Source organism: Pseudotabrizicola formosa (assembly GCF_002900965.1).
Taxonomy (GTDB): domain Bacteria; phylum Pseudomonadota; class Alphaproteobacteria; order Rhodobacterales; family Rhodobacteraceae; genus Pseudotabrizicola; species Pseudotabrizicola formosa.
In genome coordinates this window covers 1,292,722-1,308,358 of record NZ_PJOM01000002.1, presented here as the reverse complement: position 1 = coordinate 1,308,358, position 15,637 = coordinate 1,292,722, and the positions used below count along the sequence as shown (strand labels likewise).

The window sequence follows — 15,637 nt, the reverse complement described above, 5'->3', positions numbered from 1 at the left end:
TGCAGGGCTGCTGGGCCCTTTGGCTGGGGTCATTTGGTCAGGATCAGCTTTCCGGCGCGGGTGATGCGCAAGGTATACACTTGCCCCTCCAGAATAATATGCGCGACCGGGCCGCCCTTGGTCAGCGCCATCGCTTCATGGGCGGGGCTGCGGCACGGTCTTGCGCTGAGTTCTGAACAGGGGGGGGCGGCGTGTGTTGCATGATGGATCAGGTTGGATGTGATGTCTTCAGGCCCGCGGCCCGTCTTTCGATGGTTGAGCGTTTTTATCGGGAAAGTCAATCCTGAGTATTTTACTCGGTCGTCTGCGGCGGCACGATCGCCCCGTGCCGCGCCGGTCAGCGGCGTCCGACGAATTCAAATCTGAAATCGGTCTCTGCCCCCGCAGGTGGCGGCGGGAAGGGGGCCGCGCGGCGGATGTGGTCAAGCGCGGTCCGCTCCAGCGCGGGGTCGCCCGACGACCGCACCACCTGCGCCGAGGCCAGACCGCCAGAGGGCGCGACGCGGAACGCCACAACCACGCTGCCGCGTGCCCGGCTTGCGGGCTTGCGGGTCCGCTCGATCTTGCGCAGCACAACAGCGGGATAGGTGGCACGCGCGGCATTGCCCGCTTGTGCGGCCTGGGCCCCTGATCCTGCGGCGGTGGCAGAGGCGGGGGCTGCGTCCTGCCCTGACTGTGCGCCCTTGCGGGCATTGCGGTCGGCATTGCCAGCGGCGACCGGGGTGGACTGCGCCTCGGCCCGCTTTTCGACGGGCCTGGCGGGCGCTGGGGCCGCGGCGCGCGCAAGGGGCCGGGGAGAGGCTTCGGGCGCCGAAGATGCGGGGTCTATCGCGGTGGCATGCTCTGCCGGGGCCGCAACAGCAGCGGCCGACACGGCAGCAGACCCTTGCGGCGAGGCTTCGGAATGCGCGGCTGGTGCAGGGTCAACGGTTGGTACAGCGGCCAGATCCGCGGTGTCGGACGAAGGCAGCGCCAGCGGCGGGGCCGGGGGTGCGGCCATCGGTGGTGGGAGGGCGGCCACCCGTGTTGCCACCGGCACGGCGGCCAGAGGCGGCGCGGGCGGGGCTTCGGTCGGGGCGACAGGCGTGGCCCCTTGCGCCAGATCTTCAAAGGACTCGCCCAGCAGGGCGACGGTGGCGGCACCACCGCCTTCGACCGCAAGCGTATCCGGCTGCGGTGCGATGGCAATCGCAGCGGCGGCGTGAAGTGCGCCCGACAGGGCGAGCGCAATTGCAAAGGGCAGGCGGGCCTGGGTCATGGCGCGGACCTTTCGGTGACCAGCCGCACCTCTGACGCGCCTGCCAGACGCAGGGCGGTGGCGATACGCACCAGATCGCGTGCGGGCAGATCGCGGGCCGGGACAAGCCGCAGCACATCGGCACCCTCTGCGATCCGGGCGGCGGCAAAGGCTTCGGGGGAAATCGGCTCATCCCGCCACAGCGTCGTGCCATTGCGGCGCACGGCCAAGGCATCATCCGGGGCGCGGGTCGCGAGGGCGGCGGCGTCGATCAGTTGAATATCGCGGTCAACCGGGGCGGCGACTTGTCCGGCCACAAGAAAGAAGATCAGCATCAGAAACACCACATTGATCAGGGTGATCGTGGGTTCCGAAGGCTGGCGGGGCTTGGCGGCAAGGCGCATTGTCATCCTCCGATCACACGCAGGGTCACGCCCGGCAGATCGCGCAACACGTTGAGCGCATCGACCAGACGCTGGGCTGTCACCCCTTCGCCGGGGGCCACGATCACCAGCACCGGTGCGCGCGCCAGAAGGGCGGCGGGCAGGGCGGCGAGGTCAGCCGCATCGGTGTCCAGCGTCAGGCTGTCGGGCAGCAGCCGCAGAAACGCGGGGGCTTCGGCCTGCGCCACCGCCCCGCCCGAAGCGGTGGTCAGGGGCAGGTCACCAAAGCGGGTGAAGGTCGAGGACAGCATGAAAAACAGCAGCAAAAGGAAGATCACGTCGATGAGCGAGGTCATCGACAAGGCCCGCCGTCGCGCGGGTTTCCTAAGCCGGGACATATGCCCTGTCCGTCTGCACCTGTTGGCCGGCGATGGCGCGCAATCCGGGGCACAGGGCGGCCTCGATCACCGTGCCTGCCATCCGGCGTTCCGCAGCCATGCGCGATTCAAGCAAAGCCAGCAGGGCCGACACGGGCATCGCCACCGCAAGCCCGGCTGCCGTGGTCATCAGCGCCACCCAGATGCCGCCGGCCAACACCGAAGGGTCCACCGCCGCCCCTGCACCCTGCATCGCGCGAAAGGCGTCAATCATGCCCAGTACCGTGCCGAACAGTCCCAGCAGCGGCGCGGTCTGCGCCACGGTATCCAACAGGCGAAAGCCGGACTCCAGGCGCGCCAGCCGCTCTTCGGCCAGCGTGTACAGCCGGTCGCGCGTGTCCGGGTCGCGCGCCTGCAAGGCTTCGACGAGCAGCGGGGCCAGATGGCTGGGCGAGGCTTCGGCCAAGGCGCGGGCGCGGCTGTGCTGGCCCGCATCATGGGCGGTGATGGCCGCGTGCAGCCCGGCCTGCCGCCCGACACCTGCCGCGCGGAACTGCCACAGTTTCCACAGCACCACCGCACCGGCCAAGACGGACAGCGCAAGGATCAGCGCCACCACCGGCCCGCCTAGGGCGATCAACCCGCGCAGGGCATCGCGTGCATCGGTCAAATGAATCATCCTGCCACCTCTACCCCGTCAACCCTGCTGCCCGGCGTCAGAGCGGCGGCGCAAGCTTGCGGGTCCGCGCCGTCGCAGGCCGACACCCCGTTCAGCAGCACCTGTCCCAGATCATCGCAGGCCAGCCCTGCCACATCAAACTGCCGTACCCTCTGCCGCCCCTGTGGCAGGGCGGCGAAATCGAACAGCGTGAATTGCGCCACCTGACCCGCCTTTGTGAACAGGACCGCCTCGATCACCAGACGGGTGATGTCGGTCGTGGTTTCGTTGTCGGCCACGAAGGTCAGCCGGCAGGCCTCTGGCTGCGCCTCCACGGTGTTCAGGCTGATCTGCAGATCCTGCGGCACGTTTTGTGCCTGGACAGGGCCTGCGGCGATGGCAAATGCCACCGCCGCCCCGGAAAGCCGGGTTACCATGTCAGCGCCTTGGCAAAGCTGACCTTGAAGGTCCGCCCGCGCCCACGGTCTGCCGACAGGTTGTTGCGGAAATCGCGGTCCAGCACATTTTCGACCGCAAGCTGCACGTCAAAGCCGTCCAGCGCCCCCGACTGCGGTTTGAACGAGACGAACAGATCATGCGTGGCATATCCGGCATAATCGGTGGTGGTAATCGCCCCGGTGCCGTTGTTGCGGCTGGATGTGGTGATGCCGTCGACAAAGGTTCCGCGCCAGCCGTATTCGATGCCCCGATCCGGAACGCGGCCCCCAAGGGTCAACGCCAGCTGATCTGCCGGGGTGGTGTTCAGGGTATAGCCGAAATCGCGGTCCTTGCCCGACACATGCGAATAGGCGATGCGGCCAAAGAGGCGCTCGGCCTCATACCCGGCCTCGATCTCTGCGCCCTGAAACTTTGCCCGGGCCACGTTGCGGTGGAAGACGGTATCGCTATTGGCCGTGGTGGTGATCAGATCATCGATGCGGTTGTGGAACAGCGTCGCCTTGATCTGCAGGCTGTCATCGGCCGCGAACAGGCCCTGACGGGTCCATGACAGGCCCAGTTCGACGTTGGTGGCCTGTTCCTTGTTCAGGTCCAGCGCCGCAGCCTTGGTGGCGGAGTAGGAATAAAGCTCGTCCAGTGTCGGCAGCCGTTCGGTCCGCGCAACCGAGCCGAACACCGACAGGTCATCGGTGATCTTGTAAAGCGCCGCGAATGTCAGGGCGGTCGCATTGTCCTTGACCTGAGCACCACCCGGAATCGCTTCCCCCGGCTTGCGGTTGCCAAAGTCCACCCGCGCCCCGGCGATCAGGGTCAGGCGGTCACCCAACAGCAGTTCGGACTGGGCATAGACCCCGACCTTGCGGTCGCTGCCTTCGGGGTGAAAGCCCAAGGGGCCCGCGCTGTCGGCGATGCGCTTCTGGTCTGTGGCCTGCAGGCCGAAGGTCAGGAAATTTTCCCATCCGGCCCCTTGCATGCTGGCTGTGTTCTCCACCTTCAGCATCGTTGTGCGATAGGCGTAATCAACGTCACAAAAGACGTTCGCCTGCGACAGCACCGGCAAACAGACCTGCGGCGCGCCGGTCAGATCACGGGCATTGCGTTGCACCACACGCGTGTCGGACCACGCCAGCTGGACCTTGGGGTTCAACCAGTCCAGATCGGTTGTTGCCTGCCATTCCGCGCTGACGGTGGTATCGGTCGTGTCCCGGTCCACGATGCCGAAGGCATTGGCAATGGCATTGCCGCCGCCGGTCTGCGACAGGGTGGCATTGTCGTTGTCGGACTCGAAACGCTGCATCGACAGGCGCAGCGTCTGGGTCTCGCCCAGCTGGAACGCCCCTTTGACAAGCGCCGAGGGTGAAGACCCTTCGGTGCCGCGCAAGGTGTTGCCAGCCCCGTCCTTGTAATCGTTCGATGTGCGGTAGCCCAAGGCCGCCAGAAACTCGGCGCCCGGTGCCGTGCGCAGCGCCAGGATGCCCTGGGCCATCAACCCGTCGCCATTGCTGTCATAGCCGAATTTCAGCCTGGCCGCGCCAGTCTTGCCTTCGGGGATGAAATCGGAGGCATCCTTGGTTTCGAAATTCACCGTGCCGCCGATGGCCCCCGAACCGTAGAGCACGGCTGATCCCGGCCCGCGCAGCACCTCGACCCGGCGATAGAGTTCTGGGTCGGTGAAGAAAGATCCCATGCGGTATTGCTCGTAGAACTTCGGCACCCCATCGACATTGACAATGATGCGCGCCTCGCTGGCGGTCTGTTCGGTGGTGCCGATGCCGCGGATGTTGAAGGCGGTGCCCAGCGGACGGTCTGATCCTGCGGTCTGTACCCCCGGCACATTGCGGAAGATCTGGCCAACGGTGGCGGGCTGTTCGCGGTCGATGTCTTCCTGTTCCACCGAGGTCACGGCTTGCGGTGTGTCGATCGCCACTTTCTGCTGGCCGGCCCCCAGGATCAGGCGGCCCAGAAAGGTGCCGCCCTCTGAGTCTTGTGCGGTGGCCGGTGCGGCGATGGCGATGATGGCGGCGGTGGTCAGCAGGCGGGCAAGCCCCGGAATGATGGCGTGCCCCGGCATGTGCGGTTGCATTCAGTGTCCCCTTGGTCGCGACGGTTGTGGTCGGCTGGCGGAACGCTGGCACCCTGCGGGATCGCTCTTGACCCCGTTCGACTCGGCTTCTAGATTGTCCGAGTAAATTCGTCAAGTATTGCGCCGCGCCATCCAGCCGTGGGGTCACCCCCCCGCCAGACATGCGACAGCCTTCCCGCGTCACAGCCCATGTCCAAGGATGACCCCATGCTGCTTTCCCCCGATGTGATCGAACGGATCACCCATGCCCGCACCGAATTTCCCAAACTGCGCGAGCGCGATCTTGCGGCTGCCATTGGCTTGTCAGAGGCGCAGCTGGTTGCGGCCGAGGCCGGCGGCGCGGCGACCCGGATCAACGCCGATCCGGCGCTTTTGCTGCCACATGTCTGCCAGATGGGCGATGTCATGGCTCTGACCCGCAATGACAGCGCGGTGCATGAACGCCGCGGCGTGTACAAGAATTTCCACTCCGGCGCGCATGCGTCGATGGTGCTGGGCGACGAGATTGATCTGCGGATCTTTCCGCGCCATTGGGTGCATGCCTTTGCCATCCGGCGCGAAACCGATCAGGGCGTGAAGCGCAGCCTTCAGGTGTTCGATGCCGCGGGTGATGCCGTGCACAAGGTGCATCTGGGAGCAGAGTCTGACAGTGCCGCCTTTGATGCGGCGGTGGCCGATCTGGCCTTGCCGGTGGATGCCCCGTTCGAGATCACCGCCCGCGCGGCCCCGGACGCGGCGCGCATTGCCGAAGACAAGATCGACGCGCTGCGCAGCGAATGGGCGCAAATGACCGACACGCATCAGTTTCTGGCGATGGTGCGCAAGCTGAAGATGAACCGGCTGGGGGCGAACCGCGCTGTCGGGGCCGATTTTGCCAGGCAACTGCCGGTCGAGGCTGTGTCCTGGGCCCTGGAGCGGTCCGCGCAAGAGGCCCTGAAGATCATGATCTTTGTCGGCAACGACGGCTGTATCCAGATCCATTCCGGCCCGGTGCAGCGCATCGCGCCAATGGGGCCATGGCAGAATGTGCTCGACCCCCGGTTCAACCTGCATCTGCGCGCCGACCACATTGCCGAGGTCTGGCTGGTGTCCAAACCGACCAAACGTGGTCCTGCCATCTCGGTCGAGGCCTTTGACGCCAAAGGGCAGCTGATTTTGCAGATGTTCGGCAAGCGGGCGGAAGCCGACACCGATACCTCGGGCTGGGACCGGATGGCGCAGGGGCTGGCCGCAGAGGTGGCGGCATGAGTCGCTTGCGGTTTGTAACAGTGGGCGGCATTCATGCCGCGCTGACGGGCGCTGTCTTGGTGTTGGCCCTGTCCGGCCTTGCCCGTGCCGAGGAAGGTCCGCGCCGCGTGATTGCCGCAGGCGGATCGGCGGCGGAAATCGTGTTTGCGCTGGGGCAGGGGGATCGCCTGATCGCCCGGGATACCACGTCGAGCTTTCCCGAAGCGGTGCTGGCCTTGCCCGATATTGGCTATGTCCGTCGGTTGTCCCCGGAAAACCTGATCGCGATGGCCCCGGATCTGATCCTGGCTGAACATGATGCCGGACCGCCGGAAACCATTGATCTGCTGATCCGGGCCGAGGTGCCGTTGGTGAGCCTGCCAGAAGCAAAGACTCCGGCGGATGTGCTGGCCAAGATCACGCGCGCCGCCGAGGCGCTTGGCGTCCCACAGGCCGGAGCGGACCTTGCCGCCCGGACCCAGGATGACCTGGATGCAGCGGCCCGGGCGGCGGCAGCGATGCCCGCGCGCCCGCGTGTGCTGTTCGTGCTGTCCTTGCAAGGCGGGCGGATCCTGGCGGCGGGCACGGATACGTCAGCGGGGGCGATGATCGCGCTGGCCGGGGGCGTCAATGCGGTGGAGGGGCTGTCTGGCTACAAACCCCTGACCGACGAGGCGGTGATTGCAGCGGCCCCCGATGTCATTCTGGCGATGGACCGCGGTGGCGAGTTGGCGGTGGAAGCGGCGGACTTGCTGGCGCACCCCGCGCTGGCCCTGACCCCGGCGGGGCAAAGATCGCAGGTGGTGCGGATGGATGGGCTTTACCTTCTGGGCTTTGGCCCAAGGACGGGTGCTGCCGCGCTGGAACTCAACGCGGCCCTGCGCCAAGCCCTTGCTGCGGAGCGCGGGTGATGGTGGCGCTGGATGCTGTGCGCCTGTCCGGCGACCGCGACGCGCAGGCGCGCAATGCGATGCTGGCGCTGTCGGTGGCGTTGCTGCTGACCGCGGGTCTCAGCCTGTCGCACGGGGCCTCGGAGGTTTCGTTGGGGTCTTTGCTTCACGTTCTGGTGTCCGGACAGGCCATGGCCGATCAGGACAGGCTGATCCTGTGGGAGATCCGGCTGCCCCGGATGCTGACCGGTGTGCTGGTGGGCGCTTCGCTGGCGGTTGCGGGGGCGGTGATGCAGGGTCTGTTTCGCAACCCGCTTGCCGACCCTGGGCTGGTGGGCGTGGGTGCGGGCGCGGGGCTGGGTGCGGTGCTGGCCATCGTGCTGGGCGGGCTTGCGCCGGTCTGGATCACGCAGGCCATGGGCTATCATCTGGTGCCTTTGGCGGCCTTCTTCGGCGGCTGGGTGTCGACCCTGCTTTTGTACCGGGTGGCCACACGGTCGGGGCGCACCTCGGTGGCGACGATGTTGCTGGCAGGAATTGCGCTGGGCGCGCTGGCCGGGGCGGCGACCGGGGTGCTGGTCTATATCGCTGATGACCGGCAGTTGCGGGATCTGACCTTCTGGGGCCTTGGCAGCCTTGGCGGTGCAAGCTGGCCCAAGGTGCTGGCGGCAGGACCGGTGATGGCGCTGGCGCTGCTGGCCGCCCCCTTTCTGGCGCGGGGCCTGAACGGGTTGGCGCTGGGCGAAGCTGCGGCGCATCACATCGGCCTGCCGGTGCAGCGGGTCAAGGCCGTGGCGATCCTGACCGTGGCGGCAGCGACCGGGGCGGCGGTGGCCGTGTCGGGGGGCATCGGCTTTATCGGCATTGTCGTGCCGCATCTGCTGCGGCTGGCGACCGGGCCAGACCATCGGTTCTTGCTGGTCAATGCCGGACTGGCGGGGGCGACGCTGTTGCTGCTGGCCGATCTGATCGCGCGCAGCATTATCACACCGGCCGAACTGCCCATCGGTATCGTCACCGCCACGCTGGGCGCGCCGGTGTTCCTGTGGATACTGCTGCGCCGTCGTGGATTGGTGGATCTGTAAATGCTGAGCGCAAAGGATATCCGGGTGTCTCTGGGCAAGACGCCCGTGCTGCACGGCATCAGCGCAGAGGCGCTGCCGGGCGAGGTGACGGTGATCGTTGGCCCGAATGGATCAGGCAAGACCACCCTGTTGCGTGCCCTGACCGGCGATGTGCCTTTCGCCGGGCAGGTCCAGCTGAACGGAAAGGATTGCGCGCGCCTGCGTCCGTGGGAACTGGCCGCGGTGCGCGGTGTGCTGCCACAGGCGTCTGTTATGGCCTTTCCCTTCACCGTGGCCGAGGTCGTGCGCCTGGGCCTGACCGCCGCTGCCCATGCCGGGCGGGCCGATCTGGTGCCACGCGCCCTCGCCGCCGTTGATATGGAAGGGTTCTCGGCCCGGTTGTATCAGGAACTCTCGGGCGGCCAGCAGGCGCGCGTGCAACTGGCCCGCGTGCTGGTGCAGGTCTGGGAGCCGGTGGTGGACGGCGTGCCGCGCTGGCTGTTTCTGGATGAACCTGTCGCCAGTCTGGACATCGCGCATCAACTGGGCGTGGTGCAGCTGATGCGCGCCTTCGCCCGGCGCGGGGGCGGGGTCGTGGCGGTCCTGCACGATCTGAACCTGACGGCGATGGTGGCCGATCGCGTCTGGCTCATGGACCAGGGGCGGCTGACCGGGCAGGGCAGGGTGGCAGAGGTTCTGACCGACGCCGCGCTGGAACGGGCCTATGGCTGCCCGCTGCGGGTCGGACGTCTGCCACCGCAGGGTGGTTGGTTCGCGCTGCCGCAGGCGGCCGGCGCAGCCTAGGCGGCCACACCCCTGCGTCACACCAGGCGCAGGGGAGGTTGGCCTGTCGTGCCGTCACGGGCTTTGCGACACGCCGATCACCGTGCCATACAGGCCAAACGCGGTGGACCAAAGCGCTGCTGCAACACTCATGACCGCAAATCCGCCACACAAAAGCACAGGCTCGCGGGGCACGCCGTCGCGCCCCGCTGAAGGTTTCATCGCCGTGGGCGCAGGAACAGCCGGGCTATGGGCGCGATCAAGGCGAACAGAACCGCCAAGACGAGAACGGCAGATATCGGGCGCTCGACAAAGATCATCGGACTTCCGAAGGACAGCAGCAATGCCTGCCGCAGCGAGGTTTCCATCAGGGGGGCCAGGACCAGGGCCAGAACCAGCGGTGCCCGGGGGATGTCCAGTTTCATCATCACCCACCCCAACAGACCAAAGAAGATGCACATCCAGACGGTCGCCATCGTCAGGGTTGCAGCATAGGCCCCGACCAGAGAGATCACCAGAATCCCGGGGGCGAGATAGACATAGGGAATGCGCAACAAGGCCGCGAAGACAGGAGCCATGGGCAGGTTCATGATCAGAAGAAACACATTGCCCAGCACCATCGACGCGATCAGCGCCCAGACCAGAGTGCTTTCCTGTGTCATCAGCATCGGTCCGGGTTTGATCCCATGCAGGATGAGCGCAGCCAGCAGCACGGCAGAGCTGGCATTGCCCGGAATCCCAAGCGACAGCATCGGGATCAACGCGCCGTGCGCTGCCGAGTTGTTTGCCGCTTCGGCGGCCGCCACACCGTCAATGGCCCCGGATCCGAACTTTTCCGGCTGTTTCGAAAACTTGCGTTCGGCAAGATAGGACAGCAAGGATGCGACAGAGGCACCCGCACCCGGCATGATGCCAACAAACAAGCCGATGACGCCGCCGCGCAGGATGGAAAACCGGCAGGTTGTCCAGTCCTCTGCGGTCAACCACATATCCTTGAGCCGGGTCCGGATGGGCTCCAGCTTCTCGGTGCGCTCCAGCGAAGACAGCACCTCGGCGATTCCGAATACACCGATTGCAACGGGTATGAAGTCGATCCCCTGGTACAATGCCGGTATGCCAAAGTTCAGGCGCGGCGTTCCAGTCAGGGGGTCAACCCCCACCAAGGCCACCATCAGTCCCAGCACCCCGGCCAGCAACGACCTGATCGGGGTGCCACCCAGACTTCCCACCGCGATGATCCCAAGCAAGGCCAGCAAAAAGTATTCAGGCGCGTTGAACCTGAGCCCGACGCTGGCGAGCGGCGGCGTGATGATCGCAACCGCAATGACGGCTCCGACACCCGCGATAAAGGAACCGATGGCGGCAATCGACAATGCCGCGCCGGCCCGGCCCTGGCGCGCCATGGCATGGCCATCCATCGCCGTCATCACGCCGGAGGCTTCGCCGGGGACATTGATCAGAACCGACGTAAGAGTGCCGCCATATTGGCCGCCATACATGATCCCGGCCAACATCATGATCGCCGTTGCTGGTTCCAGACCAAAGGTCAGCGGGAGCAAAAGCGCCATTCCGGCCGCCGGGCCGAGACCCGGCAACGCCCCCACAACTTGCCCCATCAAGACACCGAGGAAGATGAACAGCAGGTTTTCGGGCAAGAAGGCAACGGCGAACCCTTGCATCAAGGCGTCTATCATCAGTTGGCTTCCCTTGGATGAATCGGCATCAGAAGAACGGCGCGGGCAAAGGCACGCCGAGCCAGCGCGCAAAGATCATCTCTATCCCGACCGAGATGATCCCGGCGGTCACCAGCGACGGCAGAGCGGCGGCCCGCTGAACGATCAGCAGCTGGAACAGAATGAAGATTGCAACCGCAGGGACCATCCCAAGCACCGGTATCATCAATCCAAGGATGATGAGCGCGATCAGGGTGGCCCCCACCCGACGCGCCCCCGGCGCGTCGGGCAGGTCTGGCGCTCCTGCGTCGGTGCCACGCCACTGCGTGAGCAGCAGCGTGGCAGACAGAACGATTGCAGCCCCTGCCAGCCATCCGGGAAGGAACCGCGCCCCAGGCGTCATTCCATCCCAGAACCGCAACCCCTGGGTTCCCAGGATCACACCAAGCGCGAGGGTGATCATGAAAATGGCAGGTGCCGCCATAAGGAACTTTGTCATGGGCCTTTCCCCGCCTGCACCCGGCCTATTTTGCCAGTCCGATCTGTGTCAGGACTGAGCGGAACGTGTCCTGTTCCGCCGCAAAATAGCTTCCGGCTTCGTCGAGCGCGTAGAAGTTGCCAAGCTGCAGGTTTGCGGCCAAACCGTCTTTCCAGCGCTGGGTTTCGGTGGCCTGACGGAATTTGTCAGCCCACCAGGCTGCCACCGCAGGGTCCAGATCGGCGGGTCCGCCCACGCCCCAGAACTGGGTATAGACCACATCCACCCCCTGTTCGGTTGCGGTCGGAATGTCGGCGACGCCCGGCTCGCTCCGGCGCTCTGCCGACAGAATACCGAGCGGCTTTGCCGTTCCCGCGCCGATCTGTTCCATGCCTTCCGACAATGTGGCAAAATGCAGTTCCACATTGCCGCCAAGGAAGGTTGCCCGGGCCGCACCACCGCTTTCGTGCGGAATATAGGTGAGCGTGATGCCGGCGGCCGTTTCGATCAGACCGGTCGCCACATGATCATTGCCGCCCGATGCCCCACCGGCCACGCGCACGCGGCCCGGATTTTCCTTGGCAAAAGCAACCATGTCCTGCAGTCCGGCCCAGTCGCTGCCAGGCGTCGTCAACAGCATCAGCTCCGACTGGATAAATCCCGCAATCGGCGTGATCTGGTCGATCACCGAAGGCGTCCCCTGCACAATCGGCGTCGTGAACACCGGGGATGCCAGGGTCAGAAGGGTGTTTTCATCGCCCGGTATCCCCAGAACATGATTGTAGGCGTTTGAATGGCCAGCACCGCTGCGGTTCTGAACCACGATCGGGTTCTCCACGATGCCTTCTTCATTCATGATCTGGGCCACCGTGCGCATGATGACGTCCGGCGATCCGCCCGCGCCTGCGCCGACGGTGAATTCAATCGGCCCGACAGGTGCGCGCATTTCCTGCGCGACGCCCGTGCCAACAGACAGGGCCAACGCCATTGCAACGGTAAGTGTCAGTGTCTTGCTCATAGCCATCTCCTCCCAAAGACTGCAGTTGATCTTCTTCCTCCGTCCGCTCCTCTCGGAGCATGGGAATTCATGTATCGTGAACCGACTCGTGAAACAGTTCCGCGGGGCTCAGCCTCCTGTGTGCCAGATGTTGCTCTACAGAATAGCGGCAGACTGTCTCCAGCTCTGGCAAAGCGGCTTGATAGCCGTAGGGCCAGTAATTCTTGCCCATCGTTCCCAATGTGCGTTCCATCGCCGCGTTGAACCACGGCAGGCTCAGACGGTTGGCAGACCCCAGCCAGATATCCTGCAGCCGTGTCAAAGCCATGTCGCGCGCTTTGCTGAAGGCGTTGAAAAGCGCCCGTGGCAGATCTGGATGCGCCGCAACCAGCGATTTGCGCACGGCCAGCAAATGCATGATCGGGAAGAACCCGGTCCGGCGGTGATATTCTTGCTCGGCCGATGCAAAGTCCGGGATGATGCGGGTGATTGCGGGGTTGCCGTCCAGAAACGCCCGGGGTGGGTTCGGCGCCAGCAGGGCATCTATCTTGCCGTCCAGCAAAAGGCCTTGAAGGGTCTGGCCATCCTGAATGGGGGTGATGGACAGCGATGGCGGTGCGTCAAGCTCCAACCGTTCGTGGCGCACGCCCTGATCAAGGGCTCCCGTTCGCCAGATGATATCAGATGCGTTGAGACCGTGATCATCCTTAAGGATGCCCCGCATCCACAGCGCCGCAGTCATCTGGTATTCGGGCACACCGACGACCCGCCCCTTCAGATCGGCCAGGGTCGCGATACCACTGCCGGTGCGGGCAAAAAAACCGTTGTGTCGGAAAGAGCGGGCCAGAAACACGGGGATCGCGGTATAGGCACATTCTCCGCGTGAGGTTTGCAGCACATAGCTCGACAGCGAAATTTCCGTGACATCGAACCGTGCTTCCCGAACGGCGATAGGAAACAGCTTGCTGGTTGGCAGGATATGCGGGTCTACCTCGAAGCCCGCGACGGGAACCTCGCCGGTCAGAACCGGCATCGCCCGGTCGTGGTCCCATGAGGCAAGGGTCAGGCGGGTCATTAAACCCTCCCCTTGGTCGGACGGGCCGCCGTCTGCGCCCGCAATGTCTTGCTGAATGATGACCCGATGCGCATCGCGATAAGCCTCAACCTGAACTGGAACACTTGGCTGACCCTCTGCAGCCGTGGAGCCTTAATCTTGCGCAGCTTGAGGGGCCGGACAACTGGTGAATATTGACAGCTGCTATGCAGATCGTGCACATCAAAGGACATCCTCGGGAGGCACGTGACGTGGGACGATCAAAGATCACGGGGGTTTTGCCCCGTATGCCGCTGGAAGTCCTCCGCTACGTTGTTCTGGTTGCAGAACACGGATCGTCGCTGGCAGCCTCTCAGATCGTCAACCTGACCCCATCCAGTCTGAGCCGAAAGATCGCCTTGCTGGAAAGTGAACTGGGTGTCGTGCTGTTCGACCGCCATTCGCGCGGGATGCGGCTGACACCGACAGGGCATCTGGTTGTCGAAGCGGCGCGCCAGATGCTGCATCGCATGGACCGGCTGGCCGCCGACATTGACGAGGTCGAATCCGAGGGGCACGGGACGGTGCGCATTCACGTCTCGCAATCGCTGGTCGAGCGGTTTTTGATGCCCTGCCTGATCCGCATGGCCAAATCCTATCCTCTTATGCGCACCCAACTGCACATCGCGGCGGGGCGCCAAGCCGAACGCGCCTTGGTGCATGATCTGGCGGATTTCGCCTTGGTGGTTACTGCGCCCGACCACCCGGATATCGAAATAGTGGCGGAACGACCCAACCGGATCGTCGCCGTCGTCGGCGAGAGCCATCCTTTGGCCGGTGCCAGCAGCATTAATATTGCGGAACTTGTCGCGCTGCCGTTTGCGGCCATGCCGCCAAGCTATACCAGTCGCGTCGCCTTCAACTCGATCGTCCCAAATCAGCACCGGGATGGTCAGCCGCACATGACGGCAAATTCCATTCCCGCTCTGAAAGCCTATGCCCGGTCTGGCATCGGAATAGCGGTAATGCCGGAAGTGGCGGTCTGGGAAGAGGACCGCGACGGGGACCTGATACCGATCGCGATTTCCGGTCTTGATGATTCCTCGACCCGGATGTGTCTGTGTCGGCGAAAATCACGCACCCTCGGTCCGGCAGCAGAGCGGTTTCTGACGGCGCTGGTGGCCGAGTTTCAACTGGCGTCACCCAGTGCCATGCCACCTGATCGGGGCAATGGCGCGGGCCGGCCGTCCGAAGGTGGTCGGGTGACTCTCAAATCCCGCGCTGCGGCAGAATGATCTAGGAATGCGCCACCGCGGTCGGCATGCATCTCGAATGGGTGAAGATCAACATTCCCGCGCGGTCATGCGGGCAGCGGAGCCGGTAGACCGCTCCCCAAAACCTGCCCCCCGCGAGCAGATGCTGAGGGGGGCAGTGATCGAGGTGCGAGCGCTTTCGGATTAAAGCAGATCCAGCAGTTTTCGTGCCGCTTCTTCCGATGATGCGGGGTTTTGGCCGGTGACCAGCTTGCCGTCGGTGACGACGTAAGATGCCCAGTCTGCACCTTTCTCATACAGGCCACCGTTGGCTTTCAGCATGTCTTCCACCAGGAACGGCACCACATCGGTCAGGCCGGCGGCGTCTTCTTCGGTATTGGTGAACCCGGTCACGGTCTTGCCCGATACCAGCGGCTTGCCCTCGGCATCTTTGGTATTCTTGAACACCGCTGGCGCATGGCAGACTGCGGCGACGGGGCGGTTGGCTGCGGCGAAGGCTTCGATCAGCTTGATACTGTCGGCATCCTCGGCGAGATCCCAAAGCGGGCCGTGACCGCCGGGATAGAAGACCGCATCAAAGTCATGCGCCGAAACCGTCGACAGCACGACAGTATCCGCCAGATCGGCCTGCGCTGCCTTGTCGCCCTTGAAGCGTTTCGTGGCATCGGTCTGTGCATCTTCCGCGTCGCTGGTGGGGTCCAGCGGCGGCTGGCCGCCCTTGGGCGAGGCCAGTGTCACCTCCGCCTTTGCATCCTTGAAAACATAATAGGGGGCAGCGAATTCCTCGAGCCAAAAGCCGGTCTTCTTGCCCGTGTCGCCGAGCGTGTCATGTGAGGTCAGAACCATAAGGATTTTCATCGAAAAGCAGCCTTTCAGAATGCTGTGATTAAGACGGCGCGCGTGACGACAGGTGTGCCGAAGGCCTCGCCCTTGCGCAGACCAACGCGTGCCGACGGTGCGCGTTCCAACCTGTCGCGCATTTCCTCGCGATCAAGACCCACAGCTGACCAGAGCCACGCGG

General features: G+C 64.7%; 18 protein-coding genes. 5 read left to right on the top strand and 13 right to left on the bottom strand.

Annotation, left to right across the window (positions count from 1 at the left end; all coding sequences use genetic code 11):
* Positions 1–29: 29 nt before the first annotated feature.
* The 7 genes from hemP to CXR43_RS10195 form a co-directional block, all read right to left on the bottom strand.
* Positions 30–209, bottom strand: a complete 180-nt coding sequence (gene hemP / locus CXR43_RS10225) for a hemin uptake protein HemP (protein ID WP_435530796.1) — start codon at positions 207–209, stop codon at positions 30–32.
* A 128-nt stretch (positions 210–337) separates the two neighbouring features.
* On the bottom strand, positions 338–1,258 hold the full coding sequence (locus CXR43_RS10220; RefSeq protein ID WP_103333831.1) for an energy transducer TonB family protein: 921 nt from the start codon (positions 1,256–1,258) through the stop codon (positions 338–340).
* The gene (locus tag CXR43_RS10215; protein WP_354001009.1) at positions 1,255–1,647 is read right to left on the bottom strand and encodes an ExbD/TolR family protein; all 393 of its coding nucleotides are present in this window, start codon (positions 1,645–1,647) and stop codon (positions 1,255–1,257) included. The genes CXR43_RS10220 and CXR43_RS10215 overlap by 4 nt, the downstream gene beginning before the upstream one ends.
* Positions 1,644–2,018: a biopolymer transporter ExbD gene (locus CXR43_RS10210; RefSeq protein WP_246831336.1), complete on the bottom strand. Its 375-nt coding sequence runs from the start codon at positions 2,016–2,018 to the stop codon at positions 1,644–1,646. The genes CXR43_RS10215 and CXR43_RS10210 overlap by 4 nt, the downstream gene beginning before the upstream one ends.
* Positions 2,005–2,676: a MotA/TolQ/ExbB proton channel family protein gene (locus tag CXR43_RS10205; protein WP_103333828.1), complete on the bottom strand. Its 672-nt coding sequence runs from the start codon at positions 2,674–2,676 to the stop codon at positions 2,005–2,007. Before CXR43_RS10205 ends, CXR43_RS10210 begins: the two co-directional genes overlap by 14 nt.
* Positions 2,673–3,092, bottom strand: a complete 420-nt coding sequence (locus tag CXR43_RS10200; protein WP_103333827.1) for a hypothetical protein — start codon at positions 3,090–3,092, stop codon at positions 2,673–2,675. The genes CXR43_RS10205 and CXR43_RS10200 overlap by 4 nt, the downstream gene beginning before the upstream one ends.
* On the bottom strand, positions 3,086–5,197 hold the full coding sequence (locus CXR43_RS10195; protein WP_246831335.1) for a TonB-dependent receptor domain-containing protein: 2,112 nt from the start codon (positions 5,195–5,197) through the stop codon (positions 3,086–3,088). Before CXR43_RS10195 ends, CXR43_RS10200 begins: the two co-directional genes overlap by 7 nt.
* A gap of 207 nt (positions 5,198–5,404) precedes the next feature.
* Here CXR43_RS10195 and CXR43_RS10190 point away from each other — a divergent pair, with 207 nt between their 5' ends.
* The 4 genes from CXR43_RS10190 to CXR43_RS10175 are packed head-to-tail and all read left to right on the top strand — an operon-like array spanning position 5,405 to position 9,182.
* Entirely contained in the window at positions 5,405–6,445 is a 1,041-nt protein-coding gene (locus tag CXR43_RS10190) for a hemin-degrading factor (RefSeq protein ID WP_103334185.1), read from the top strand.
* Complete coding sequence (locus CXR43_RS10185) at positions 6,442–7,335, top strand: heme/hemin ABC transporter substrate-binding protein (RefSeq protein ID WP_103333826.1); 894 nt, start codon at positions 6,442–6,444, stop codon at positions 7,333–7,335. Before CXR43_RS10190 ends, CXR43_RS10185 begins: the two co-directional genes overlap by 4 nt.
* Entirely contained in the window at positions 7,335–8,399 is a 1,065-nt protein-coding gene (locus tag CXR43_RS10180; RefSeq protein ID WP_103333825.1) for a FecCD family ABC transporter permease, read from the top strand. Before CXR43_RS10185 ends, CXR43_RS10180 begins: the two co-directional genes overlap by 1 nt.
* Positions 8,400–9,182 carry a heme ABC transporter ATP-binding protein gene (locus CXR43_RS10175; protein WP_103333824.1) on the top strand — a complete coding sequence of 261 codons (783 nt, stop codon included), beginning with the start codon at positions 8,400–8,402 and terminating at the stop codon, positions 9,180–9,182.
* A gap of 54 nt (positions 9,183–9,236) precedes the next feature.
* Here CXR43_RS10175 and CXR43_RS17905 read toward each other — a convergent pair whose 3' ends face one another.
* The 5 genes from CXR43_RS17905 to CXR43_RS10155 all read right to left on the bottom strand — a co-directional run bounded on the left by CXR43_RS17905 (position 9,237) and on the right by CXR43_RS10155 (position 13,384).
* Positions 9,237–9,383: a hypothetical protein gene (locus CXR43_RS17905; RefSeq protein WP_168219798.1), complete on the bottom strand. Its 147-nt coding sequence runs from the start codon at positions 9,381–9,383 to the stop codon at positions 9,237–9,239.
* Complete coding sequence (locus CXR43_RS10170) at positions 9,380–10,855, bottom strand: tripartite tricarboxylate transporter permease (RefSeq protein ID WP_103333823.1); 1,476 nt, start codon at positions 10,853–10,855, stop codon at positions 9,380–9,382. Before CXR43_RS10170 ends, CXR43_RS17905 begins: the two co-directional genes overlap by 4 nt.
* Positions 10,856–10,883: 28 nt before the next feature.
* The gene (locus tag CXR43_RS10165; protein WP_103333822.1) at positions 10,884–11,333 is read right to left on the bottom strand and encodes a tripartite tricarboxylate transporter TctB family protein; all 450 of its coding nucleotides are present in this window, start codon (positions 11,331–11,333) and stop codon (positions 10,884–10,886) included.
* A 25-nt stretch (positions 11,334–11,358) separates the two neighbouring features.
* Positions 11,359–12,330, bottom strand: a complete 972-nt coding sequence (locus tag CXR43_RS10160) for a Bug family tripartite tricarboxylate transporter substrate binding protein (RefSeq protein WP_210402076.1) — start codon at positions 12,328–12,330, stop codon at positions 11,359–11,361.
* 67 nt (positions 12,331–12,397) lie between these two features.
* Positions 12,398–13,384 (bottom strand): substrate-binding domain-containing protein, encoded by a 987-nt coding sequence (locus tag CXR43_RS10155; protein WP_103333821.1) that lies wholly within the window; start codon positions 13,382–13,384, stop codon positions 12,398–12,400.
* 266 nt (positions 13,385–13,650) lie between these two features.
* Between CXR43_RS10155 and CXR43_RS10145 the strand changes: the two genes are divergently transcribed.
* Complete coding sequence (locus CXR43_RS10145) at positions 13,651–14,637, top strand: LysR family transcriptional regulator (protein ID WP_168219797.1); 987 nt, start codon at positions 13,651–13,653, stop codon at positions 14,635–14,637.
* A 162-nt stretch (positions 14,638–14,799) separates the two neighbouring features.
* On the opposite strand, the gene CXR43_RS10140 is transcribed toward CXR43_RS10145, so the two are convergent.
* On the bottom strand, positions 14,800–15,474 hold the full coding sequence (locus CXR43_RS10140) for a type 1 glutamine amidotransferase domain-containing protein (protein ID WP_103333818.1): 675 nt from the start codon (positions 15,472–15,474) through the stop codon (positions 14,800–14,802).
* Positions 15,475–15,637: the final 163 nt, after the last annotated feature.